The sequence below is a fragment of the Latilactobacillus sakei subsp. sakei DSM 20017 = JCM 1157 genome (genome assembly GCF_002370355.1).
Classification (GTDB): domain Bacteria; phylum Bacillota; class Bacilli; order Lactobacillales; family Lactobacillaceae; genus Latilactobacillus; species Latilactobacillus sakei.
Window position 1 is genome coordinate 879,336 of record NZ_AP017929.1, and the last position, 24,509, is coordinate 903,844.

The window sequence follows — 24,509 nt, forward strand, 5'->3', positions numbered from 1 at the left end:
ATGAATTTAAAAAAGAGATTGAATTATGTGACGACCCTACTTTCTCCAAGCTTTATTAACTTCTACTTAAAGAATAAGCAAACGCCGGTTGCAGATGCCTTAACGTATGTTAAGTTAAAAAAAGAAGCCGGAGCATTTCTTGATCAATATCAAGTACAACCGACAAGCAGCGAAAAAAATAACGTCATTTGGATTTGTTGGTTCCAAGGCATTGAAGATGCGCCAGCATTGGTTAGACATAATATCGAAACGATTAAAAGACTATATCCAAAACAACAGGTGCAAATCATAACGTTAGCAAATTTAAGCGACTTTATTACCTTTCCAACATTCCTGCAGGCTAAAATTGATGCAGGGCTAATTCCTTATGCGCACCTATCCGATCTAGTACGGGTGGCGCTGTTAACGAAACATGGTGGCACTTGGATTGATAGTACAGTTTATTTTACGGGGACTAATTTCCCGGGTTATGTTTTTGATGCACCACTCTTTTTCTACAGCAATACACAACAACAAAATCGGGCAATTGCTGCTTCGAGTTGGTTCATTCATAGTGACACTAACCACCCTATCTTAGTATTAACGCGAGATTTATTATATAATTATTGGCAGACACATGATACGTTAGATAATTATTTTATGTTTCATGTCTTTTTAACAATTGCTTGTGATCACTTAACTGCGGAATACGCAAAGTTACCACGGTTGAGTAACGTTGAACCGCACCTTATGGGGAAGGTGTTATTCGAACCGTTTGATGAGCAACGCTATCAAGAAATAGCAACCTTATCAAGCATGCATAAATTAACGAACAAGTTTTCAAAAGAGAATCAAGAAAAAACTGATACGTTCTATCAATATATATTGAATCATTAATCTTGGAGGAATAAGTCCGTGAACTTTAAAGAATATACAAAAAAATCACTAATTTTATTAGTGTTACTGCAACCATTTTTGGATATCTATTTTTTATACGTACCACCAGTTACAAATTGGGTACCATTTTCACCAGCAACCTTGATTAGAATTTTTCTCGTAGCGATTATTGCGGGGCTTTATATTTGGAGTAGCCGTCATAATAAGGCGAATCGATTTGCGGGGCTTTATACGGCTATTCTAGTTGTTTATTTAGTCTTACATCTGATATTTACACGACATTTTAAATCAACCAGCCCAATCGACTTGGGTTACTCAACGGTGGGGGAAATCTTCTACTGGATTAGAATGGTAATCCCATTAGTTGTCTTATTTGTGACAACACAGGTTCAGGTAACTAGAGCTACGTTTAATAAAGTGATTAAGTTCTTAGCCTGGATTATTTCTGGCAGTATTGTGATTACGAACTTATTCAAAATTAGCTTATCATCGTATGGTGGTGGCTGGATTCAAGGAAATATTTTTTCATGGTTTGGTGGCGGCCAACAATGGTCTTATTACGGCTTAGCGTCAAAAGGCTTTTTCTATTACGCTAACGCAGTTTCGGCAGTCGAAGTATTATTGACACCGATGGTTCTTTATTATTTGGTTGAAAAACTAGATTTAAAGAGTATCGCACTAGCAACAGTTCAAATGTTTGCAATGTTAATGCTCGGGACGAAGACCGCATCATTAGGGTTCTTCGTTGTATTGGCCGGTTATATCATCTTATATTTGATTTACAGCTTGCTATTTAAAGAATTTAAGTTCAAGGTTAGTTTATTTGCAACATTTGCAGTCCTAACGTTGGTCGGTGGTGCTATTTTACCGATGTCACCAATGTTTAATCGGACAACGACCGATACAGCGGTTCAAAAGACACAAGATGGTACTAAGAAAGAACAAAAAGAAAAGAAAAAAGAATTAGAAGCTGAAAAAGAAAAAGAGCAAGAACAATCTGGCGATCAAATTGACCATCGTAAAGAAACGCCTTTGATGAGATATATCAAAAATCATTATCGTGATTACTCATTAAATGCGAGATTTGTGATGGGTGGCTACTCATATCGTGATGATCCACAATTCTGGTATCAAGTAATGAAATGGCCAGTTGGTGATCGCTTAAATTACCGCAAGGTCGAAGAAGCAATGCTAAATCGTGCTAAATCCGTTAATAACGACCCATTAAATAATTGGTTCGGGATTTCTTATACTCGGATGAACCACATTGCCAATTTAGAGCAAGACTTTATCTCACAATGGTATTCAATGGGCTTCATCGGCGTCTTACTATTAATCATGCCTTACGTCTTTGTACTGCTATATTGTTTATACGAAGTAATTCGTGTGCTAGGTAAAAAGGCAACTTTCTTTGAAGTGAGTTTATTATTTGGCTCAGGATTAATCATTGTGCTATCCGCATTCAGTGGTAATGTAATGGATTTCTTAGCGGATACGATTATTCTAGCCTTTGCATTAGGATACGCATTAGTGACAACGAGAGGACTTAAAAAGCATGACGGCTATCGCAACAGTTAAAGCAGTTTTATATCATCGTATTTGGTTTGGTTTGATTAAATTAGTCACACCAATGTCAGACGACACATTTTTTATCAATTCTTTTTTTGGAAAATCATTCTCAGGTAATCCAAAAGCCCTCTTTGAAGGTTTGATTGAGAAATTCCCTAACGGTAACTATATTATTGTTTTAAATGATGAACAAGCGCGACAAGCAGTTAAGGCCCAATATCCGGGTATTAATATCCAATTTGTTGCCAGACACGAGAAGGCCTATTTAAAGGCGCTTGCGCGTGCTAAATATTGGATTATGGATATTAACTTTCCATTCCGTCTAAAACCCCATAAAAATGGGGTTTTTGTGCAAACTTGGCATGGTACGCCGCTTAAGCACATTGGCAATGATTTACCAGATGATAATGACTTCAAACGCTTGACGGCAAGAGAACCCCTTAACTGGGACTACTTTGTTTCTAATGCACCTGAAGATAATTGGTTGTATGAACGAGCATTTAATTTAAAGCAAACCAAGATTATGAGCTATGGGTTACCACGGAATGATTATTTAGCGAAGCATAAAGATGATCATGAATTGGTAGCTAGTTTGAAAGCAAAACTACAATTAGATGCAACACGCAAAACTATTTTATATGCACCTACTTTTCGAGATGATGAACCTACGTTTAAATTAGCGTTAGATTTAGAGCAATTTGAAGCACAATTGGGTAATCAATATGACTTGTTAATTCGCTTGCATCCAAACGTGGCGGAACAAATGCCAGACATTGCGGCTTATCCACATGTGCATAATGTCAATCACTACGCAAGTATCGAAGAGTTGTATCTAGCAGCCGATGTTTTAATGACTGATTATTCATCTGTTTTCTTTGATTATGCGTTATTGGAAAAACCGATTGTTTTTTACGCATATGATTTGGATAAATATCAGGCTATTTTACGGGGCTTTTATTTTGACTACCAAGCCTTTATCCCAGGGCCATTAGTAACAGATAATCAAGACCTGTATACATTGCTTAGTCAAGGGTTAACGACACAAACGACAAAAGCATTTAATCAGTTACACAATGCGAACACCGATGGTTCGGCGACGCAAAAAATAATTCAGGAAGTTTGGAAAGTTTAGTATGAAAAAAGCCTCAACAAATATCATTTATAATGCTGTTTATCAGTTGCTGATCATTGTACTACCTTTTGTTACAACACCATACGTGGCGCGGGTATTAGGCAAAGAAGCGTTAGGCATTAATTCCTACGTTAACTCGATTCCAGTTTTCTTGAGCTTTATCATTCTGATGGGAATGAACCAGGTGGGTGTCCGAGTAATTGCCCAATCGACAAAAGAAAATCTTGAAGAAAATTTCAAAAAACTATGGGGTCTGCAACTTTTTAGTGGTTTAATCGTGATTATTAGTTATATTGTGGTTGTCTGCTTATTCATGAGTTATAAATTCTATTTTCTAATTGAAATTCCGTTTTTAATCGGCTATGTTTTGGATATTTCTTGGTTTTACATTGGTCGTGGTCAAGTTAAAACAGTGGTCATGCGAAATACAATTATCAAATTAACATTAGTGGCTACGATTTTTATTTTTGTACACAGTGAACAAGATCTTTGGATTTATTTATTAATCAATAGTATTACTTATTTAGCTAATTTTGTCTTCTGGTTAGGGATTAAAACAGAAATTCCCCAATTTAAATTTGGACGAATTCATTTTTCTAAGCAATATTTGAAAGAATCAATTACCGTCACCATTCCTTCAGTTGCTGCGCAATTTTATACGAGCTTTGACCAAACCATTATTGGCTTATTAGCGGGTTCTGTTCAATTAACGTATTATGCTCAGACGCAAACCATGGCGCGGGCAGTTGTACAGTTGTTGGGATCAGTGACAATTGTTTTAATGCCAATTATGGCTAAGATGGACAGCGAAGAAGCAGATGAAAATCAAATTCAGAATTTATTGAAAGTCTCGTTGGACTATACTTTGATACTCGGCTTGCTATTCACGAGTGCGTTGATGGTCAATGCTAACAAATTTATCGTTTGGTTTTTCGGTAGTCGCTATCAAGCAATGACGGATAATTTCTTTTGGGTTAGTTTACTTGTGGTGATCATTCCTTATGGTGGTATTTATGCCAATCAATTTGCGCTATCAAAAGGGATGTACCGAATTGTCGCGATTCCATACTTAGTTGGCGCGGTCTTCTCCCTAATTGGGAATTTCGTATTCGCCGGTCGCTTTGGGGCTAATGGTGGGACAACCATTATTGTCCTGACCGAATTATTGGTTTGTGGGATGCGGATTTGGTTAGTACGAGGGCACTTAGATTTTAAATTCCTGTGGCATGAACATTGGAAGTACTGGCTAATATTTGGCTTAACGTTATTAATTGGCTTGCATATTCCAATCAACCTCGGTAGTTTATTCTTTGATCTCGTCGTTCAAACGATTATCGTTGGCCTTTTATTCATGATATTATTAATTGGATTAAACACACGTGTCCGGCAAGATTTGATGCGCCTTAAGAAAGGATGATTTAAAATGACAAAAGTTTTAACTTACGGTACCTTTGATCTATTACACTGGGGTCATGTTCATCTCTTAGAACGTGCCAGCCAATTAGGCGATGAATTAATTGTCGGCTTATCAACGGACGAATTTAATGCTGAAAAGCATAAAGAAGCTTACCATTCATATGAACATCGCAAATATATTCTCGAAGCCATTCGATATGTTGATAAGGTAATTCCTGAAAAAGATTGGGAACAAAAAATTAAAGATGTTCAAAAATACGATATTGATATTTTTGTAATGGGCGATGATTGGAAAGGGAAGTTTGATTTCTTAAAGGATTATTGTGAAGTCATCTATCTTCCGCGGACAACAGGTATTTCAACGACACAAATTAAGCAAGATTTAGAAAACTAAATTAGAATGAAAAGGTGATTACGTGAAGGTTCTTTTTGTAAACGCAGGGAATGAAACGGGCGGTGGTCGCTCACATATTATCGGTTTAATGAAGGCAATGATCGCACTTGGTAAAGACGAGCCTTCTTTATTAGTTTTTGAAGATGGCCCGGTTGCAGAACTAGCGCGCGCTAATCAATTACCGGTTGAAGTGTTTGAACAGCCAAAGACGTTAACCCCGCATTTTTTGAAACAACTAGCAGCGCATATCAATTCTGAAAATATTGATGTCGTGCATACGCATGGACCACGGTCTAATCTCTTCTTGGCGTTAATTCGGAAACGAATTACGGCGAAGTGGACGTTGACATTGCACACGTTACCTAAGATTGATTATCTGAATAAAGGGTTTAAAGGCAAGATTTTATTGCCGTTAAGTCTCTGGGTACTTAAAAAAGCGGATCATATCTATCTAATCGCCGAACGGTTTAGAAACAGCTTGGTGCAACAAGGTATCGATACGAATAAGATGACAACCATTTTTAATGCCATTGAATTTAGTTCAGAAGTACCGACGCCAGTTAAGCAACCGCAATTTACAATGATTTGTGTCGCCAGACTAACAGCGCAAAAACACCAACAGCTATTGTTAGAAGCGTTAGCAAATGTTGATTTCGAATATCAACTACACCTGATTGGCGATGGCGAACTAGAAGCAGAGTTTAAGAAGTTAGCAACAGATTATCAAATAACTGATAAGGTTCATTTTGATGGCTTTCAATCAGATGTGGCGCACTTTTATCGACACGCCGATTTATCAGTTTTATCGTCAATTCACGAAGGGTTCCCAACCGTCTTGTTAGAATCTGGCAATTATGGCGTCCCTGCGATTACGACCGATGTTGGTGATAGCAAGGTAATTATGGATAGCCCAGAATATGGCTGGGTTGTGGATAGCTTAGACTTACAAGGATATGTCAAAGCGTTAAATGAAGCTTACGCTGCTTATCAAAATAACCAATTAGTTGGCATGGGCTTAGCCTTTAATAAGCATGTTAGTCAATCATTTTCAACACGCCAGTTAGCGATTTTGATGCATGATTTGTATGCACAATTGTAGGCGTCAACAAGGAGATTACTATGGAAACACCGTTAATTAGTATTGTGATGGCCGTTTATAATGAAAAAGAAACGGAATTACGCCAGTCAATTGAATCAATTCTGAAACAGTCTTATCAAAATTTTGAGTTCATCATTGTTTTGGATAATCCTGATAATCAAGCATTGGCAGCTGTTTTAAATGAATATGCAAAAGAAGAACCGCGAATTGTTTTAATCAGCAACGAGCATAATCTAGGGTTAGCACCTAGTTTGAATCGGGGATTGAAAGCAAGTCGGGGTGATTACATTGCGCGAATGGATGCTGATGATATTGCTGTGCCAGAACGGCTAATGACTGAATTTGATTTATTGCAACAACGGCAATTGGATGTTATTGCATCATCTTCGATTCTGATTGATGAAACTAATGCCGAGATTGGTCGGCATCCACAAATGGTTGAATCAGCAGCTGCCGTTCGTGAGTTATTACAATATGATAATTTCATTGTTCATCCGAGTGTTCTGGGTAAAAAAGCAGCTTTTGAAACAGTTGGTGGCTATCAGGAACAACTAATCGCCTGTGAAGATTATGATTTGTGGTTACGAATGATCGCGGCGGGTCAGCAAATAGGTGTGACTAATGAACCGTTGATGCGTTATCGGATTAGACAAAACAGTATGACTCAAAGTGACATGTTAAAAACCTTTCTAATTTCTGGCTTTTTACGTCAGACGACTGTGTTTAGATTAACAGCGAGTGATGAAGCAATCAAAGCGAAACTGGAAGCTTACCTAACTGAAAAAGGGTTTTACGATCAACATCAAAAAGACCGCTTTAACGCTAATATTAATTTATTGAGCACTGTTAAAAAAACGAAATCAATTGGTAAGGGACTCCAGTTTCTGGGCATCTTGCTGAGTGACGGTAATGTGAGACGGTACTATTTAGAAAAAATTCAGTACAGCCGAACATTAAAACGATTATCAAAATAAAAAAGCATTGAAGGCAAAATTAAGTTTGTCTTCAATGCTTTTTTTAGTTTTTCTTTTCTTTTTTAACCAAGCGCATGTATTCAATAAGCGCTGGGAAACGGTTCAAGCGACTTGGATGTGATGCAAAACGATAGAACCATTCTAAGTGCATTTTTTGCCAAATTTTTGGAGCCCGGCTAACAGTTCCCGATAAAACATCAAAGCTACCGCCAACACCCATCCAAATGGCGTTAACTTTGTGACGATTGGCTTCGATAAAGGTTTCTTGTTTGGGGAAGCCAAGTGCTGCCAAAATAATATTGGGTTGTGTTCGTTCGATATCGGCAACAATTTTTTGTTCTTCTTGGTCGTCAAAATAACCGTTGTGTTGGCCGACGATGGTGACGTTAGGATATTGTTTTGCAACGTTTTGGCAAGCGGCTTGTAAAACTTCTTCCTTAGCACCAAGCAAATAAACGCTATAGCTGTTTTGATTGGCAATTTCGAATAAGGCCGTCATCGTATCAAAACCGGTAATTCGTTCTGTAAGCGGCGTGCCTAACATTGTGGCGCCTTTAAGAATACCAATACCGTCTGGTGTAATGTAATCGGCTTGGCTAATCGTTTGGAAGTAATCGTTATGTTTAGTGGCATAGAGGGCAATTTCTGGATTAGCAGTAACGATAAAACGGTTTTCGTTAGCGGCTAAGTCTTTTGAAAGTTGCGCAATAAATGCTTGGTTAGTAGTATTGATAAAAGGAATATTTAAAACTGAGACTGTCGGAAATTGCATTTGTAAAACTCCTTCTCGAAATTATGCAGAACTCGCTGTTTTATTGTATAATAGCTTCAACTAAGTATACCAAATATATCTCTAATTAGGAGTGCGACATGCAAAAATTATATCCTGATGATAGTTTGTTGTTACATACAGACTTGTATCAGCTCAATATGATGTTAACTTATTTTAAAAAGGGACTCCATAATCGGACAGCGGTTTTCGAATGCTATTTCAGAAAACTACCTTTTGAAAATGGGTATGCTATTTTTGCTGGCTTGGAACATATCGTTAATTATCTTGAGAATCTCCGCTTTACCGAGAGCGATTTAGCTTATTTACGGGATGAAGTTGGTTATCCTGAAGATTTTTTGACGTATCTAGCAGAATTAGATTTTGATTTAACGGTTCGTTCAGCGGTTGAAGGCGAATTGGTCTTTGGCAATGAACCAATCATGCAAGTAGAAGGGCCACTCGCCCAATGCCAATTGATTGAAACGGCGTTATTAAATATTGTCAATTACCAAACCTTGATCGCAACCAAAGCAGCACGGATCAAATCAGTGGTCGGCAAGGATCCCGTCTTAGAATTCGGGACACGCCGGGCCCAAGAAATGGATGCTGCTTTATGGGGCACACGCGCTGCTTATATTGGTGGCTTTGATGCAACCAGTAATGTACGAGCTTCTAAAATTTTCGGGATTCCAGCAAGCGGAACACATGCGCATTCTTTAGTTCAAGCTTACCGTAACGATTACGAAGCCTTCCGGGCCTATGCTGAAACGCATCGGGACTGTGTCTTCCTTGTGGATACTTATGATACTTTGAAGAGTGGTGTGCCGAGTGCAATCCGAGTTGCGCGCGAATTCGGTAGCCGGATTAATTTCCAAGGTGTGCGGATTGATAGTGGCGATATGGCCTATATTTCCAAACGTGTGCGCCAACAATTGGATGAAGCAGGCTTCACGGACGCTAAAATTTACGCTTCTAACGATTTAGATGAAAAGACAATCCAAAACTTGAAGATGCAAGAAGCTAAAATCGATGTTTGGGGCGTTGGGACGAAGTTAATTACCGCTTACGACCAACCAGCCTTGGGCGCGGTTTATAAGTTGGTTTCAATTGAAAACTCAGATGGTAAGATGGTCGATACCATTAAATTATCAAGTAATGCTGAAAAAGTCTCAACACCAGGCCGCAAGCAAGTTTGGCGAATTACCAAACAAGTTGACGGTAAATCAGAAGGGGACTACATCACATTATGGGATGAAGATCCACTTGAACAAGATACGATTTACATGTTCCATCCTAATTACACATACATCAATAAGACCGTGACCGACTTCAATGCCCGACCAATCTTACGGACTATTTTTGAAAACGGCAAACGGGTCTATACGTTGCCTGAATTAGCGGCAATTAAGAAGTTCTGTGCTGAAAACCTTGATTCACTTTGGGATGAATACAAACGTGACTTGAATCCACAGGATTACCCAGTCGATCTATCACAACGGACTTGGGACAATAAGATGAATTCAATCCGCAAAGTCAGAGAAGACGTTAATTTAATGCACTAGAATCGATTATTTTTGAAGGAGTATCTGGCAAATGAACGCTTTACAAGCAGAAATTATTGCAGCCTTAAAAACACAACCAACGATCGATCCCGCCAAAGAGATTCGCCGATCGGTTGATTTTATGAAGGCTTATCTAAAGAAAAATACATTTTTAAAAAGCTATGTCTTAGGCATTTCAGGCGGCCAAGATTCAACTTTAGTGGGTGCACTTGCTGAAAAAGCAATGCAAGAAATGCGGGCCGAAACTGGCGATGAAAGTTATCAATTTATCGCAGTGCGATTGCCTTACGGCGAACAAGCTGATGAATCGGATGCAATGGCCGCGATTGAATTTATGGCAGCTGATCAAGTCAAACGGGTCAACATTAAAGGCTCAGTGGATGCAATGGTCCAATCCCTTGTGGAAACCGGTGTAACCGTTAGCGATTTTAATAAGGGTAATATTAAAGCCCGCGTGCGGATGATTGCCCAATATGGGATCGCTGGTGAAAATAGTGGCGCTGTTTTAGGAACGGATCACTCAGCCGAATCCATCACTGGTTTTTATACGAAGTTTGGTGATGGTGGCGCAGATTTAGTGCCAATCTTCAGACTCAATAAGCGTCAAGGCAAGGCCATGTTAGCCGAACTCGGTGCGCCTAAACACCTCTATGAAAAAGTACCAACAGCGGATCTTGAAGAAGACCGTCCAGCATTACCAGATGAATTAGCATTGGGCGTCACATATGATCAAATTGACGACTATTTAGAAGGTCGTCAGGTCAGTGAAGAAGCCGCAACGAAGATTGAAAACTGGTACAAGAAAACGGCCCACAAGCGTCATCTACCAATAACAATCTACGACACATTCTGGCAATAAAACAGAGTGCGTTTCAGGCGGATATATTGTGGCGACTTAGCCTAGGCTCGTGAATAAGCGACGCAGTCGATTGTTTGCGAGACGTAGCTAACTGCAACAATATGCCTGAAAAAGCACGTTTCAGAACAAAGTGCGTTGTCAGTGGTTAGCTTTTGAGCATTTGCAGAACTTAGCGAATTGGTGATGAAATCACCGGTTTGATAAGTTTAGCAAAGCACAGAAAGCTACTGACAAAAGCACGTTTATAACCAGAGTGTACCGTAACCCTGGTTATATCCTTAGGGTTAACCGGAAGGATATGGGTTACAGAACGCGTTTAGCCCTGCGTTGTCAGTGGTTAGCTTTCGAGTCTAGTTTCGTGAGCCAATTTAGTTATTAAAATAATTATTTACTTGCCTTTTAGATTGGTTATACCTTATAATGGGGTTAACGATAAGGGAGTAACTGGCAGCTTGTCTGCGATAACGCCACCAACAAGGCAATATTCTGGTGTTATCTTAATTAGTGAGACTTATAGGGATTTTTAGAATTCCTGTAGGTCTCTTTTTTTACCCCCAAAATCAAATTTATAGGAGGCAAGGTAATGGTAGATAAACAAACCACATTTTTTACACAATCAACAGACGCAACACTTAAAGCGCTCGCAACAACGCCACAAGGTTTAACCCAAGAACAGGTTGAAAAACGTTTGGCAGAAAATGGTCGGAATCAATTAACTGAAAAGAAACGCAAAAGTTTAGCGATTCGTTTCTTAGAACAGTTCAAAGATTTTATGATTATTGTGTTATTAGTCGCAGCAATGATCGCGGGCTTTTTAGCACATGAATGGCCAGACGCATTCATTATTCTAGCCGTTGTGATCTTAAATGCGATTTTTGGGGTTTTCCAAGAAGCAAAGGCGGAACAAGCAATTGACGCCTTAAAAGAAATGGCGACACCTGATGCACACGTTCGTCGAGATGGCGAAATCGTGACGATTAAGAGTGAAGAACTCGTAGTTGGCGATATCGTGTTGCTGGAAGCCGGCGATATTGTGCCCGCGGATCTTCGCCTACTTGAATCAGCTGCTCTGAAAATCGAAGAGTCCGCTTTAACTGGGGAATCCGTACCGGTTGATAAGACAGTTGAGACACTAACTGATCCAGAAAGTGGGATTGGTGATCGGACCAATATGGCGTTTATGAATAGTAACGTTACTTACGGTCGTGGCGTTGGTGTTGTAACGGGGACTGGGATGCAGACCGAAGTTGGTAAAATTGCTGGGATGCTCAACCAAGCCGACGAAACAACGACGCCATTACAGATGAACTTGAGCCAATTAGGTAAGAGTTTGACGATTATGATCTTAATTATTGCTGCAATTGTTTTCGTGGTGGGTTACTTACGCCACGCACAATCACCAATTAACATGTTATTAACTGCTATTTCGTTAGCGGTCGCAGCAATTCCGGAAGGTTTACCCGCAATTGTGACGATTATCCTCGCATTAGGGACGCAAAAGATGGTTAAAAGAAAGGCCATCGTTCGTAAGTTACCCGCTGTAGAAACACTGGGGAGCACTGATATTATTGCGTCTGATAAAACTGGGACGTTAACGATGAACCAAATGACCGTCGAAAAAATATTCACTAACAATCAATTACAAGATGCTGGGGCAACACTGCCAGCGGATAATTTGACGCTTAAAATCATGAACTTGGCCAATGATACTAGAATTAAGGCCGATGGTGACATGATTGGTGATCCGACTGAAACCGCGCTGATCGCGTATGGGCGTGATAAAGATTTTGATATTAACGCAGCCTTAGCAGCCGAACCACGGGTCGCTGAAGTACCATTTGATTCAGAGCGGAAGTTGATGACCACAATTCATCAACAAGCTGATGGTCAATTCTTAATGACCACGAAAGGTGCACCGGATGAATTGCTCAAACGCGTTACGCATTATATCGACGCACAAGGCGTTGTTCAACCGATGGACGATGCAGAGCGCCAATTATTATTAGACACGAACCATGGTTTGGCAAAACAAGCCTTGCGAGTCTTAGCGTTGGCTTATAAAGTCTTACCAAGTGTGCCAGCAACGGTTGATCCAACGATTGAAACTGATTTAATTTTCGCTGGCTTAGTTGGGATGATTGATCCTGAACGACCAGAAGCAAAACAAGCTGTAACAGATGCGCATTCAGCTGGCATCCGGACCCTAATGATTACTGGGGATCACCGCGATACAGCCGAAGCAATCGCGCTTCGTTTAGGGATTATTACCCCAGAAGAAGATGCGGATGCCGCCGTTATTACTGGTGCTGAGTTAGACCAAATGGATGATCAAGAATTCGCTAAAAAAGTTACTCAATACGCCGTTTATGCGCGGGTTGCGCCTGAACATAAGGTGCGAATTGTGAAAGCTTGGCAAAAACACGGTAAGGTTGTTGCGATGACTGGTGATGGTGTCAATGATGCACCAGCCCTCAAATCAGCCGATATCGGTATTGGGATGGGGATCACCGGGACTGAAGTTTCTAAAGGGGCCAGTGATATGGTCTTAGCCGATGATAACTTCTCAACAATCGTAATTGCGGTTAAAGAAGGCCGGAAAGTCTTTGCTAATATCCAAAAATCAATTCAATATCTTTTATCAGCCAACTTGGGTGAAGTGTTAACCTTATTCATGATGACAGTATTAGGTTGGCAAATTCTGCAACCAGTGCATATCTTGTGGATTAATTTAGTAACGGATACTTTCCCAGCGATTGCATTGGGGGTTGAACCAACTGAACCAGGGATTATGAATCAAAAACCACGTGGGCGTAAATCAAACTTCTTCTCAGGCGGCGTGTTCCAAGCGATTATCTATCAAGGCCTATTAGAAGGTGGGATTACCTTAGCCGTTTACGCGTTAGCGATTACGTTCCCAGTGCATCAAGCAAGTGGCTTAGCCCATGCGGATGCCTTAACAATGGCGTATGCAACGTTAGGGATGATCCAACTCTTCCACGCATTCAACGTTAAATCAGTCCATCAATCAATCTTTACAGTTGGCTTCTTTAAGAATAAAGCCTTCAACTGGGCTGTTTTAGCTTCATTTATCTTATTAGCCGCAACAATCATGATTCCAGGGCTCAATGGCTTATTCCATGTCTCACACCTTGATTTATATCAATGGGGGATTGTATTAGCAGCTTCATTCATGCTAGTAGTCATCGTTGAAATCGTGAAGTTCTTCCAAAGAAGAGCTGCTAAATAATTTAATAAAAGACCGTGATAGGCTGATGCTTAAAAAGAAATAGAATGAATAAGGTACTAACGACAAAAGTTATTCTTGTCCTTGGTGCCTTATTTAATTGTTACCTGATTGAAACGTGCTTTTTGAAACTGTCTTCTGTGCTTAGCGACGTATTGCAAATAACCGATTATATCGGTTATTCACAACACGATGCTAATGCTCGAAGTCAAATGCGTTTCAAACGCACTCTTGCAAGCCGATACCAGAATTAGTATACTGAAGCATAGGAAACTAGGAGGATTAACATGAATAAAACACAACAAAAGTTGGCTAAATACGGCCAAGCTGTTAACGATTTAATCGACAACACTGAAAAAGTGCAAGAAGGCATGAGTAAATATTTCGTCCCTTTAAAAGCGGCCGTTGCTGATGGTAAGTTAGCTGAAATGAGCGAACAAGATTACCAAAAGACAGCCCAAATCTTCAGAGACGGTGTGGATCAATACCACGAATTCTTAGCACAATTTAAGACAGCCGTTGCCCCAGCTCGTTTAATGGGTAACAACCAACGTTTAATCGGTGCTTATACTGATTTCGTTCAAGGTTGCGAAGATTTAATTACAAGCATGCATGATGATCAAACAGTTGATATGCAAGCTTTTGCTGCTTCAGAAATGAACCAAGACAAAGCAACAGAACGAATTTCTAAGTATATCCAAAACATCTCAAAAATTGCTTAGATCAACTCATGACAGTTCCCAAGACGGGTGCTGTTTTTTTATTGAAGATAAAGGTAGGGACGCACATGACTGATATTCAACAACTTGTCACCAAACAACTGACGCAATATCGACCACAACAAATTAATGCCGTGTTAACCTTATTAGACGAAGGTAACACCGTACCGTTTGTGGCGCGGTATCGTAAGGAACGAACGGGTAGTTTAGACGAAGTTCAAATTCGCGAAATCGAACACACCTTCCAATACTTAACAACGCTTGAAAAACGGAAGACCGATATTATCAAGAATATTGCCGAACAAGCTAAGTTAACGCCGGCTTTACAAAAGCAAATCGAAGCCGCTAGCCAATTACAAGTGCTTGAGGATTTATACCTGCCTTATAAGCAAAAACGGCGGACAAAGGCGACGATTGCTAAAGAAGCTGGGTTAGAACCGTTTGCCAACCTGATTGCGCAATTACCGAACTTTTCAGAACAAGTCCTCCTGGAAAAAGCGGCCGATTATCTTAACCCAGACCAAAAGATTACCGATACAGATGCTGTTTTAGCGGGTGTACACGAAATTATCGCTGAAAATATTAGTGAAACAGCTACTTTCCGAGACTGGACACGACAATATACCCGTCAAAACGGGCAAATTGTAAGTCAGGTGAAAGATGCTGATAGCGATGATAAGCAAGTTTATCAAATCTATTATGATTTCTCAGCACCGATTAATAAGATTGCGGAACATCAATATTTAGCGATTAATCGTGGCGAACACGAAGGTATCTTGAAGGTGAAGCTAGAAGTTGCCGAAAATATGATTGTTGGTCATATTGCTCAAGCCGTTATTCACGGTCAAGACTCAGCTGCCGCCCAAATTATTAAGACGGCTATTGAAGATGCCTATAAACGGTTCATTGGCCCGGCCATTGAACGTGAATTGCGGAAGCAGTTAAAAGAAAAGGCTGATCAACAAGCAATTGCCGTCTTTGGCGATAATTTAAAGCATCTTTTATTACAACCGCCTTTGAAAGGCAAAGTTGTTTTAGGCTTTGACCCTGCTTACCGAACAGGCTGTAAATTAGCCGTTGTCGATGGGACTGGGAAATTTCTAGATAAATTAGTGATCTATCCGCATAAACCAGCTGCAGCGCCTAAACGAGCAGCAGCTGCCGATGAATTCAAGCAATTCCTTGAAAAATATAATGTTGAAATGATTGCAATCGGGAATGGGACTGCTAGTCGTGAATCTGAAGAATTTGTGGCATCAGTTTTAAAAACCATTTCCCGGGAAATCTTTTACGTGATTGTCAACGAAGCAGGGGCTTCCGTTTATTCAGCAAGTGATACAGCGCGGGCTGAATTCCCAGATCTACATGTTGAAGAGCGGAGTGCGATTAGTATCGCACGGCGCTTACAAGATCCCTTAGCAGAATTGATTAAGATTGATCCACAAGCAGTCGGTGTCGGGCAATACCAACACGATGTTGCCCAAAAGGAATTGACGACGCAATTAGACGTAGTCATTGAAGATGTTGTCAATAGCGTAGGGGTTAACTTGAACACCGCTAGTCCACAACTCTTACAACATATTTCTGGGTTATCAGCGACGACTGCCCAAAATATTGTCCAATACCGTAACGAAAACGGCTTATATCAAAAACGCAGTGAATTGAAGAAAGTGCCGCGCTTAGGCCCTAAGGCATTCGAACAAGCCGTTGGGTTCTTGCGAATCATCGGTGGCGACAACCCATTAGACAATACGGATATTCATCCTGAAAGCTATCCAGTAGCCAAGGCGATTTTAAAATCGTTGGGTGTCACTTTGGAGGCTTTAGGAACACCAGAATTATCAGCAGCAATTAAGCAATTAACAGTGACTGATTTGGCGACCGAATTAGCGGTCGGCTCTGAAACACTTGAAGATATCTTAAGCGGTTTACAAAAACCAGGTCGGGATTTGCGGGATCAAATGACAGCACCACTGCTACGGCATGATGTCTTAACCCTCGCCGATTTGAAACCGAACATGGCCCTAGAAGGAACCGTGCGGAATGTCATTGATTTCGGTGCTTTTGTGGATATCGGTGTTAAACATGATGGCTTAGTTCATATTTCGCAATTGGCCAATCACTTTGTTAAACATCCATCTGATGAAGTTTCAGTCGGTGATGTTGTTCAGGTTTGGGTCTTAAGCGTCGATCAAGAACGTGAACGGGTTCAATTGACGATGAAGGCGCCTAAAGCAACTGATTAATGATGACGGATCAAGAATTAACGCAACTCATTCAAAATATTTCAGTAACCACGTTTAATCGTCCGTTTAGTCACCAGGCAAACTTTAATCGACGCTTAAAAACAACAGGGGGTCGTTATCATCTGCAAGACCACCACATCGACATTAACCCGTTGATGGTTGCCCAAGGACAGGCTGTTTTAGAAGGCATTATTAAACATGAGCTGTGTCATTACCACCTGCATTTATTGCACCGTGGGTATCGGCATCGAGACCATGATTTTAAGCGGCTTTTACAACAGGTTGGTGGTGCGCGCTTTGCACCACCGGTCACGGCTAAAAAGGCACCACAAAAACGACTAGCCTATCAATGCACCAAATGTGGCCAGTTGTATCAACGACAACGGCATATCAATACAACGCGTTATGTCTGTCGTCGTTGCCATGGTCATTTAAAATTAGTAAAAGAAATTTAAAAAAAGAAGTGTGCCATAAGTATTGAGAGATTAAAAACAGGCCCTGAGACAAAAATAATTTTGTCCCAGGGCCTGTTTTTTTAAACTTGTCGGAGCGTTTGGTTTTGTGTCACAAAGCCTAATTTTTGATAGAGTTGCAGGGCGGATTGGTTATTGCCCAAGACGGTTAGCTCCAAAAAGGCGAGTTGTTTTTCTTTTTGCCAAGTACGGGCTTTTGCAAGTAACGCCGTTGCAATTCCTTGGCGACGATAGTCAGGATGGACGTATAATGCAGTGACGTAGGCAAATTGATGGCTGATAAAGAGATTGGAAGGACTAGTTTGTGCTGTGGTAACGTGACAAAAACCCGTTATCTGATCCTGATTGCGAGTGATATAGACAGTTTGGCGTTTGTCTTCAACCATCATTTTCCAGGTGAAGAAATCAGGACTGCTCTTTTCTTGATAATTAGTCGGCTGGAATGCGTGCATTTCAGTTGTTAAAGCTTGATAAAGCGTTGTTAAGGCACCAATATCGGTTAAATTAGCGGTTTCGATAAACATTTTTGGCCTCCAGAGCGATTTTTTGTTGACTTCAATTCGGGTTTCTCTTATACTAATGTACGTGGCTTAAAGTCATAAAGCAAGTATCGCGGGTGTGGCGGAATGGCAGACGCGCAAGATTAAGGATCTTGTCGGGAATTTTCCCGGTGGAAGTTCGAGTCTTCTCACCCGCATATGATAACAAGTTAAACGATACCGTTAGCGGTGTCGTTTTTTTGTGTCCTAATTAAGTTTGAGAATTGAATTCAATTTCGTAAATCGCTATAATGGGCAATAAGTTAATGGGAGAGGTAAGTAGAGATGACACGTAATTCATCAGCGTATAAGATCAGCATTCTAGCGATTCTAACGGCATTGTTAATGATTCAAAGTTTTGTGCCGATGGTTGGTTATATTTATATTCTACCAGGGTTACCCGGCGTCACCACGATGCATTTAACCGTCATCATTGGGGCGATTATTTTAGGTACTCGTGGCGGCGCAACTCTAGGCGCAATCTGGGGGACATTATCCCTGATTCACGCCTATACAGCGCCAGTCGATGCATTAACCTTATTGATCTTCCAAAACCCGGTAATTGCTATTTTACCGCGTTTGATGGTGGGGTTAGTCGCCGGATTATTATATCAACACTTACACAATACTAAAGCGGGGCAACGGGGCTCGATGGCAATCGCCGCTTTTTTTGGGACCATCGTTAATACGACGTTAGTTATTCTATTGACGTGGGCCTTTTATAGCCAACAAGCAGCCGGTATTTATAAAACGGATGTCAGTCACTTAATTATCGTGATGTTGAGTGCTGTGGCGATTAACGCTTTGATGGAAATAGCCTTAGCGGTGATTGTGACACCGTTTGTAGCTAAACCATTGTTAAGGTTTAAACGCGAATAAAAAAGAGTCGGGACAAAAGTAATTTTTGTCCCGACTCTTTTTTTAGTGATTAGTCTAATTGTTTTTGAACTTTCTTAGCTTGAGCAGTGACCGTATTGATATTGACCTTAGCGATTTCTGCTTGTTGGTAGATGGCACTATAATATTGATTTAAGCGGTTGATAGGTGCCGCTAAATCGTCTGCGTGTGCATCAGCTGATGTGTGATCGGCATAAAAGTCGGTTTCAGCAGTGGTGGCCGCGTCGTAGAAATTAGAAAGTGTCGTGTAATCAAGTGCAGACAGCTTCAAGCTCTGATTTAAATCCTTGATGAATTCAATTGGTAATTCATCACTTTCTTGATTAGCAATTTTAATCAAACGCTTAACAACTGGCTTTAATTCAGCTTGTTGTGCCTTGAGTGTGTCATAAGCTGCGGTTCGTGTTGCGGCAGTTTGCGCAATTTTAGAGCCCTTAACCTCTAAAAGATTTTGATCAGGGTATTTTTCTTGAATCTTAAGATAACTATCAGGCACCCCTTGACCAGCATTCTCTAAGGTACTAAGCGCTGTTTGTTGCGTTTTAGAAATCTGTAAAATAGTGTTGAGGTCGTCTTTGACCTGTTGTTTCGTATCAAGTGGTTTTTCGCAACCAGCAAGTAGAAATAGTAGTCCCAAAATGGGGAGTAATCGTTTTAGTATTTTTAGCATTGTCAGGCACTCCAGTAGTTAAATTCGTTAACTTCATCTTAGCGTAAATCAGTCTAAAAGCCAACCGTTTACCATGGTGGATGACGGAAAAACGTCAATTTAATGGAAAGTATAAAAGTTCGGTTATCGTAGAAAGAAAACGGTTTATTTTTTAGTGTTTAGGGTTGTTTCTCTTTTTTTCATGTGTTACACTATGCTTGTACTTTTTGACAGGTTATGGTTCGAATGTTTCCAAAAGAACTTTCTTCCATCGCACCGACAGAAATACACAAATTTATAACGTGTCTAACGACACAAGGAGGAGTTTTCTCATGGAAAACGGAACTGTAAAATGGTTTAACGCAGAAAAAGGTTATGGCTTTGTAACTCGCGAAGATGGTAGTGATGTATTCGTACATTTCTCAGCTATCCAAGGTGAAGGCTACAAGACTCTTGAAGAAGGTCAAAGCGTTTCTTTCGATATCGAAGAAAGCGATCGTGGACCACAAGCCGTTAACGTAAACAAAAACTAATTTATAAATATTAGTCGTGGATCAACTGTCAATCAGTTGGTCCTTTTTTTATGGCTAAAGAAAGGCGGCAGGATGTTAGCTTATCAAATGATTGCCCCAAATGAGCGGGAGAATTACTTACCTTATTTACGATTAGCAGATGAAGAAGTCGGCATGATTCGTCGTTATTTAAACGAGGGTCAGCTCTATAGCATTCACTTAGCCGGCCAATCAACCGTAATTGGCGTTATGCATGTGACGTTTGTTGACCAAACACAAGTTGAATTGAAAAATATCGCCTTATTGCCAGCTTATCGGAATCAAGGTTATGGGCAACAAGCGCTCAACGATTTGAAACAGATGATGGTTGACTTAGGGTACCAGACATTACTAGTGGGCACCGGGGATGGTAGCTTGGCAGCAATCGGCTTTTATCTGCGCCAAGGGTTTCGTTTCGATCATATTCGTAAAAACTTTTTTGAACAATATCAAGCACCAATTATTGAAAATGGGATTCGATTGCAGGACATGGTGGTGTTGAGTCAACCACTATAAGAGGCCAACATAAAAAGGACTAGGACAAAAAAATGCTTTTAGTCCTAGTCCTTTTTATCATTAATCCTTTTAAATTAAGTCTGAAGGTTGTTCAAATGGGTAAACAAAACCCCATTGTGCGCGGGCGTCGGTCATAATGTCCATGACGTCGCTTGTTAGGGCGAGTGTGTCATTTTCTTGATGACTACGAACAACTTCTTGGAAGTCGTGTAATTCGTAGTTCATAGCGTTGGTAGCATCGCCCGCTTGGATGATTTGAGTAGTCCCATCAGGGAAGGTCAATTGGGCCTTATCTGGTCGTGGATAATCATCGACCGTTACGTAGCCTTTTTCATAAACGAGGACGCCTTGTTTAGGCATCTTCGCGTGAAGGTTAAGGGTCACGGTCACCATTTCTTGATGAGCATTGTTAAGAAGGAGTGTTGATTGTTGATCGACACCGAATTCTGATGGGACCCACTGGGTGGCAATCAATTCTGGTTTAGCACTCAGCATCCGCCGGGCAAATGCGAGGGCGTAAACACCGATATCTAACATTGCGCCACCGGCTAATTCGGGATTGAAAAAGCGATTAGTTGGATCGAGTTCTTTGTAGCTCCCGAAAGTGACTTGAATTGATTTTAAAGCGCCTAAATCTTGGGCAACTTGTTGACGTTCAATTTCTGCAAAAAGTGGCATATGATAAATCGTCATGGCTTCAGCCAAGATTAAATGTTTTTCGGCCGCTAGTGCTTTAGCCGCATTTAATTCGCGACGGTTCATTGTGATGGCTTTTTCGCAAAAGACATGTTTACCAGCGTTTAAGCTCGCCATAATCCCATCAAAGTGATAGTTGTGAGGTGTGGCGACGTAGATAATATCAATGGCAGGGTCGGCCAACATCTCAGCGTAGCTACCATAAGCATGGGGAATATGATACTGTTGGGTGAAGGCGTTTGCCTTTTCTAATGAACGAGAAGCAGCACCATAGATTTGGCCGTCCGGTTGGTTGAAGTAAGTTGCAAAACTACCGGCAATATTGCCTAGACCCATAATGCCCCAGTTAAGAGTTGTCAAATAAATCAGTCCTTTACTATCGTAATCGGTTCCAAACGATATTATAACAATAAAAAACAAAATAGGAATTAAAGGTAATTAAGCAGATTAAGCATTGGTCTTCGAGGTAATTTTGTGTACAATATAAAGTAGATTGAACGAAGTAGAGGCAGATTAGTGGCGAAGAAGAAAAAACGGCGCACGACCAAAAAATGGTACAACACTAAAAAGAGACAACCGACAGAATGGCTAGTCGTCCTGTTGGGCGTTTTATTTGCTCTGGGAGTTGGGTTAGTATATATTCAATACACCGGTGCACAAACTCAGGAACGCTTAGCCAATGAGGCCAAACAAGAAGAATTAGCTAAAGTGAAGAAGAAAAAAGAATTCATTAATCAATTAGCACCCTATGCACAAGAATTACAACAAAAATACCATGTGCTTTCTAGTGTTACACTGGCCCAAGCCATCTTAGAAAGTGATTGGGGCAAAAGCTCACTTGCAGCGGATTACCATAACTATTTTGGGATTAAAGGCGATGACCCGGATAATACCAAAGAGATGACCACTAAGGAATACTTGAACGGCCAATGGGTGACGACTACCGCGCGCTTTCGCGTTTACCGTGACTATCGCGAGTCTATGTTAGATCACGTTTTACTCTTTGCGCACGGGACCTCTTGGGATCATAATCATTATCAACACGTTGTGGCAGCCACCAATTATACACAGGCTGCCCAAGCGCTCAAGCAAGATGGTTATGCAACGGATCCTAATTATCCGGAGAAGTTAATCGAACTCGTCAAGACCTATCGATTGGACCAATTTGATTGATAAACACTATAAATAATCTTGTTTATGATAATAAATCTTGAAAAGTCTTAATTAAAGTTGTCGCTAGCTTTTATTTGTGGTAACCTATTTTTAATTCAATTTCAGAAAACAAGGGAGTGCTAGGTGTGCGGTTATTAGAGGAACGTATTAAAAAAGATGGTCAGGTTTTAGGAGAAGATGTATTGAAGGTTGACAACTTCTTAAATCATCAAGTTGATCCAGAACTCATGGCAGCGATGGGTGAAGAGTTTAAGCGATTATTTGAAGGTGCCCCAATTACTAAAATCCTAACGGTTGAATCATCAGGCATTGCCCCAGCAGTCTTTTCTGGCCTTGCTTTCCACGTTCCCGTTGTTTTTGCACGTAAGCACAAGAGTTTAACACTCCAAGATAATATGTATAGCGCAACTGTTTATTCATATACGAAGAAAGTTAACAACCACATTTCAATTTCTAAGAAATTCTTGAACGAAAACGATCGTGTTTTAGTGATTGATGATTTCTTAGCAAACGGTCAAGCAGTTGAAGGCTTATTAGAAATTATCGACCAAGCTGGTGCCCAACTCGAAGGGGTCGGCATTGTCATCGAAAAAACATTCCAAAAGGGTCGCGAGTTATTAGACCAACGCGGCATTCACGTTGAATCATTAGCACGGATTGCTGCTTTTGAACAAGGCGAAGTGGTCTTCCTAGACGAAAATAACGAAAATTAATTTGAAAAAGAGGCTGGGACAAAAGTAAAATTTGTCTCAGCCTCCTTTTTGATATCCGTACTTTAATAGTCTAAACGTGTTCTATAAGTCATATCCTTCCGGTTAACCCTGAATGTCAAACGATTGCTTACAGCAATCATTCACCATTCTGTGTTAATCCTCGGGATATCCCGACTTATGGCACACTCCCTTTTTTTGTGCGAAAAATATCAAGATTTAGTTAAAGTACTAGGTAGTTAGGGATAGAATTCGCTATAATAGAAGTATCTGAGAATTGAAGTCATGTGCATAAGAAAGTAGGTAGAAAGATGCCAGTTATTTATCCGGGTCAAACGATTGGAATTATTGGAAATGATCAACGTGCGTACAAGTTGGCTTTAAAAGCTAAGGAAATGGGCTACCGCGTTGCGGCAATTGTCACCGAACAGACACAAGATTCATCATTAGCCGCAGTACTTGATATTCAGATTGAAGGCGATCCACAGCAATACGAAACACTCGCACGTTTAGGCGATTGTTGCCAGGTGCTCACGTATACGGATGAATCGCTCGATGAAACACTACTAGAACAGTTGGTTCAAGATTACAATGTCCCACAAGGTAGCGATGCGCTCTCAATGACGCAAGATCGTTACCTCGAGAAGGTCTTTTTGAGTGATCTCAATATCAATATCTCACCATATGTGACGGTGGTTGATAAGACGGATATTGAACAAGGGGTTGATTCAATTGGCTATCCCTGTATTTTAAAACCGATTCAACGCGGCTTCGGTCGGCAATATCATCAATACCTTGAATCACCAGCCGATTTGGCCAAGATGGATGATACGTTGGAATTGGGTGCCTACTTATTAGAATCATGGGTCCCTAAACAACAAGAATTGGCCGTGATGGTTGCCAAGGATTATGAAGGCCAAGTTGTCACGTTACCGATTATTGAAAATCAGATGCAAGACCAAGATTTACAATTATCAATTACGCCGGCACGCATCGATCAAGATGTCGCAGAAGAAATTGAACGCTTAGCGACTGTGATTGGGCAAAACCTAGATTATATGGGCATCTTCGGGATTGAATTCTTCTTGACCGCGGATATGAACATCTACGTTAAGCGAATTGTCACCGCACCACATGAAACTGGGGATGTGCTTAACCGCATTTTGAACTTTTCACAATATGAATACCACTTAAAGGCGATTTGCCAGTTAGCAATTGGCCCTTCACGCTTAAATAATGCGGGTGTTTGTTTAAGAACAACGCCAGAACAATGGCCACTGATTCAAACACAAATGAAGATTAAGCCGGATTGGTATTTCAATCGTTGCCAGACAATTGGTGCGCAAGAAAGTGGTTATATCACAGCTGTAGGGCATAATATTCAACCACTATTAGATAATTTTGAAGCAGCGGAATTAATTTAAAAAGAAATCGACCGTTAGT

Annotated in this window: 23 protein-coding genes and 1 tRNA gene; 20 read left to right on the forward strand and 4 right to left on the reverse strand. The window is 40.5% G+C overall.

Annotated elements, in window-relative coordinates; genetic code table 11:
• The 7 genes from LEUCM_RS04375 to LEUCM_RS04405 are packed head-to-tail and all read left to right on the forward strand — an operon-like array spanning position 1 to position 7,460.
• On the forward strand, positions 1–876 hold the full coding sequence (locus tag LEUCM_RS04375; protein WP_025016272.1) for a capsular polysaccharide synthesis protein: 876 nt from the start codon (positions 1–3) through the stop codon (positions 874–876).
• An 18-nt stretch (positions 877–894) separates the two neighbouring features.
• Entirely contained in the window at positions 895–2,454 is a 1,560-nt protein-coding gene (locus tag LEUCM_RS04380; RefSeq protein ID WP_056936460.1) for an O-antigen ligase family protein, read from the forward strand.
• Entirely contained in the window at positions 2,432–3,577 is a 1,146-nt protein-coding gene (locus tag LEUCM_RS04385) for a CDP-glycerol--glycerophosphate glycerophosphotransferase (RefSeq protein ID WP_025016271.1), read from the forward strand. The genes LEUCM_RS04380 and LEUCM_RS04385 overlap by 23 nt, the downstream gene beginning before the upstream one ends.
• A gap of 1 nt (position 3,578) precedes the next feature.
• Complete coding sequence (locus LEUCM_RS04390; protein ID WP_025016270.1) at positions 3,579–4,994, forward strand: oligosaccharide flippase family protein; 1,416 nt, start codon at positions 3,579–3,581, stop codon at positions 4,992–4,994.
• Between the two features lie 6 nt (positions 4,995–5,000).
• A complete protein-coding gene (gene tagD / locus LEUCM_RS04395; RefSeq protein ID WP_025016269.1) occupies positions 5,001–5,387 on the forward strand; it encodes a glycerol-3-phosphate cytidylyltransferase in 387 nt (128 codons plus the stop codon).
• A 22-nt stretch (positions 5,388–5,409) separates the two neighbouring features.
• Positions 5,410–6,486 carry a glycosyltransferase gene (locus LEUCM_RS04400; protein ID WP_035148700.1) on the forward strand — a complete coding sequence of 359 codons (1,077 nt, stop codon included), beginning with the start codon at positions 5,410–5,412 and terminating at the stop codon, positions 6,484–6,486.
• Positions 6,487–6,506: 20 nt separating this feature from the next.
• Positions 6,507–7,460 carry a glycosyltransferase gene (locus LEUCM_RS04405; RefSeq protein WP_011375266.1) on the forward strand — a complete coding sequence of 318 codons (954 nt, stop codon included), beginning with the start codon at positions 6,507–6,509 and terminating at the stop codon, positions 7,458–7,460.
• Between the two features lie 43 nt (positions 7,461–7,503).
• Here LEUCM_RS04405 and LEUCM_RS04410 read toward each other — a convergent pair whose 3' ends face one another.
• The gene (locus tag LEUCM_RS04410; protein ID WP_011375265.1) at positions 7,504–8,232 is read right to left on the reverse strand and encodes a WecB/TagA/CpsF family glycosyltransferase; all 729 of its coding nucleotides are present in this window, start codon (positions 8,230–8,232) and stop codon (positions 7,504–7,506) included.
• A 98-nt stretch (positions 8,233–8,330) separates the two neighbouring features.
• Between LEUCM_RS04410 and LEUCM_RS04415 the strand changes: the two genes are divergently transcribed.
• From LEUCM_RS04415 to LEUCM_RS04440, 6 genes are all read left to right on the forward strand, one after another.
• Complete coding sequence (locus LEUCM_RS04415) at positions 8,331–9,794, forward strand: nicotinate phosphoribosyltransferase (RefSeq protein WP_011375264.1); 1,464 nt, start codon at positions 8,331–8,333, stop codon at positions 9,792–9,794.
• A 31-nt stretch (positions 9,795–9,825) separates the two neighbouring features.
• Positions 9,826–10,653, forward strand: a complete 828-nt coding sequence (nadE, locus tag LEUCM_RS04420; protein WP_025016267.1) for an NAD(+) synthase — start codon at positions 9,826–9,828, stop codon at positions 10,651–10,653.
• Positions 10,654–11,236: 583 nt separating this feature from the next.
• Positions 11,237–13,900, forward strand: a complete 2,664-nt coding sequence (locus tag LEUCM_RS04425; protein ID WP_025016266.1) for a cation-translocating P-type ATPase — start codon at positions 11,237–11,239, stop codon at positions 13,898–13,900.
• Positions 13,901–14,184: 284 nt separating this feature from the next.
• Positions 14,185–14,619, forward strand: a complete 435-nt coding sequence (locus tag LEUCM_RS04430; protein ID WP_016265587.1) for a hypothetical protein — start codon at positions 14,185–14,187, stop codon at positions 14,617–14,619.
• Positions 14,620–14,684: 65 nt separating this feature from the next.
• On the forward strand, positions 14,685–16,862 hold the full coding sequence (locus tag LEUCM_RS04435; protein ID WP_025016265.1) for a Tex family protein: 2,178 nt from the start codon (positions 14,685–14,687) through the stop codon (positions 16,860–16,862).
• A 2-nt stretch (positions 16,863–16,864) separates the two neighbouring features.
• The gene (locus LEUCM_RS04440; RefSeq protein ID WP_025016264.1) at positions 16,865–17,317 is read left to right on the forward strand and encodes a SprT family protein; all 453 of its coding nucleotides are present in this window, start codon (positions 16,865–16,867) and stop codon (positions 17,315–17,317) included.
• Between the two features lie 80 nt (positions 17,318–17,397).
• Here the strand turns inward: LEUCM_RS04440 and LEUCM_RS04445 are convergent, their stop codons facing one another.
• Positions 17,398–17,859 carry a GNAT family N-acetyltransferase gene (locus LEUCM_RS04445; RefSeq protein WP_016265584.1) on the reverse strand — a complete coding sequence of 154 codons (462 nt, stop codon included), beginning with the start codon at positions 17,857–17,859 and terminating at the stop codon, positions 17,398–17,400.
• An 88-nt stretch (positions 17,860–17,947) separates the two neighbouring features.
• Between LEUCM_RS04445 and LEUCM_RS04450 the strand changes: the two genes are divergently transcribed.
• Together LEUCM_RS04450 and LEUCM_RS04455 are read left to right on the forward strand one after the other, a co-directional pair.
• Positions 17,948–18,032 (forward strand) — tRNA-Leu (locus tag LEUCM_RS04450).
• Positions 18,033–18,159: 127 nt separating this feature from the next.
• Complete coding sequence (locus LEUCM_RS04455) at positions 18,160–18,753, forward strand: ECF transporter S component (RefSeq protein WP_025016263.1); 594 nt, start codon at positions 18,160–18,162, stop codon at positions 18,751–18,753.
• 49 nt (positions 18,754–18,802) lie between these two features.
• Here the strand turns inward: LEUCM_RS04455 and LEUCM_RS04460 are convergent, their stop codons facing one another.
• Positions 18,803–19,441, reverse strand: a complete 639-nt coding sequence (locus LEUCM_RS04460; protein ID WP_025016262.1) for a hypothetical protein — start codon at positions 19,439–19,441, stop codon at positions 18,803–18,805.
• A 311-nt stretch (positions 19,442–19,752) separates the two neighbouring features.
• Between LEUCM_RS04460 and LEUCM_RS04465 the strand changes: the two genes are divergently transcribed.
• Entirely contained in the window at positions 19,753–19,953 is a 201-nt protein-coding gene (locus LEUCM_RS04465) for a cold-shock protein (protein ID WP_004270163.1), read from the forward strand.
• Between the two features lie 72 nt (positions 19,954–20,025).
• Complete coding sequence (locus LEUCM_RS04470) at positions 20,026–20,487, forward strand: GNAT family N-acetyltransferase (protein WP_025016261.1); 462 nt, start codon at positions 20,026–20,028, stop codon at positions 20,485–20,487.
• 69 nt (positions 20,488–20,556) lie between these two features.
• On the opposite strand, the gene LEUCM_RS04475 is transcribed toward LEUCM_RS04470, so the two are convergent.
• On the reverse strand, positions 20,557–21,543 hold the full coding sequence (locus tag LEUCM_RS04475) for a Gfo/Idh/MocA family protein (RefSeq protein ID WP_025016260.1): 987 nt from the start codon (positions 21,541–21,543) through the stop codon (positions 20,557–20,559).
• Positions 21,544–21,699: 156 nt separating this feature from the next.
• On the opposite strand from LEUCM_RS04475, the gene LEUCM_RS04480 reads away from it, so the two are divergent.
• From LEUCM_RS04480 to LEUCM_RS04490, 3 genes are all read left to right on the forward strand, one after another.
• Complete coding sequence (locus LEUCM_RS04480) at positions 21,700–22,356, forward strand: glycoside hydrolase family 73 protein (RefSeq protein WP_016265579.1); 657 nt, start codon at positions 21,700–21,702, stop codon at positions 22,354–22,356.
• A 125-nt stretch (positions 22,357–22,481) separates the two neighbouring features.
• On the forward strand, positions 22,482–23,069 hold the full coding sequence (locus tag LEUCM_RS04485) for a xanthine phosphoribosyltransferase (RefSeq protein ID WP_011375252.1): 588 nt from the start codon (positions 22,482–22,484) through the stop codon (positions 23,067–23,069).
• A 308-nt stretch (positions 23,070–23,377) separates the two neighbouring features.
• Entirely contained in the window at positions 23,378–24,490 is a 1,113-nt protein-coding gene (locus LEUCM_RS04490) for an ATP-grasp domain-containing protein (protein ID WP_011375251.1), read from the forward strand.
• The last annotated feature ends 19 nt before the right edge of the window (positions 24,491–24,509 follow it).

Bases quoted from the DNA above. Each gene is read 5' to 3' on its own strand.
- LEUCM_RS04375 (WP_025016272.1), top strand. From the start codon at position 1: ATGAATTTAAAAAAGAGATTGAATTATGTGACGACCCTACTTTCTCCA.
- LEUCM_RS04385 (WP_025016271.1), top strand. From the start codon at position 2,432: ATGACGGCTATCGCAACAGTTAAAGCAGTTTTATATCATCGTATTTGG.
- LEUCM_RS04390 (WP_025016270.1), top strand. From the start codon at position 3,579: ATGAAAAAAGCCTCAACAAATATCATTTATAATGCTGTTTATCAGTTG.
- tagD (WP_025016269.1), top strand. From the start codon at position 5,001: ATGACAAAAGTTTTAACTTACGGTACCTTTGATCTATTACACTGGGGT.
- LEUCM_RS04405 (WP_011375266.1), top strand. From the start codon at position 6,507: ATGGAAACACCGTTAATTAGTATTGTGATGGCCGTTTATAATGAAAAA.
- LEUCM_RS04410 (WP_011375265.1), bottom strand. From the start codon at position 8,232: ATGCAATTTCCGACAGTCTCAGTTTTAAATATTCCTTTTATCAATACT.
- LEUCM_RS04415 (WP_011375264.1), top strand. From the start codon at position 8,331: ATGCAAAAATTATATCCTGATGATAGTTTGTTGTTACATACAGACTTG.
- nadE (WP_025016267.1), top strand. From the start codon at position 9,826: ATGAACGCTTTACAAGCAGAAATTATTGCAGCCTTAAAAACACAACCA.
- LEUCM_RS04425 (WP_025016266.1), top strand. From the start codon at position 11,237: ATGGTAGATAAACAAACCACATTTTTTACACAATCAACAGACGCAACA.
- LEUCM_RS04430 (WP_016265587.1), top strand. From the start codon at position 14,185: ATGAATAAAACACAACAAAAGTTGGCTAAATACGGCCAAGCTGTTAAC.
- LEUCM_RS04435 (WP_025016265.1), top strand. From the start codon at position 14,685: ATGACTGATATTCAACAACTTGTCACCAAACAACTGACGCAATATCGA.
- LEUCM_RS04440 (WP_025016264.1), top strand. From the start codon at position 16,865: ATGACGGATCAAGAATTAACGCAACTCATTCAAAATATTTCAGTAACC.
- LEUCM_RS04445 (WP_016265584.1), bottom strand. From the start codon at position 17,859: ATGTTTATCGAAACCGCTAATTTAACCGATATTGGTGCCTTAACAACG.
- LEUCM_RS04455 (WP_025016263.1), top strand. From the start codon at position 18,160: ATGACACGTAATTCATCAGCGTATAAGATCAGCATTCTAGCGATTCTA.
- LEUCM_RS04460 (WP_025016262.1), bottom strand. From the start codon at position 19,441: ATGCTAAAAATACTAAAACGATTACTCCCCATTTTGGGACTACTATTT.
- LEUCM_RS04465 (WP_004270163.1), top strand. From the start codon at position 19,753: ATGGAAAACGGAACTGTAAAATGGTTTAACGCAGAAAAAGGTTATGGC.
- LEUCM_RS04470 (WP_025016261.1), top strand. From the start codon at position 20,026: ATGTTAGCTTATCAAATGATTGCCCCAAATGAGCGGGAGAATTACTTA.
- LEUCM_RS04490 (WP_011375251.1), top strand. From the start codon at position 23,378: ATGCCAGTTATTTATCCGGGTCAAACGATTGGAATTATTGGAAATGAT.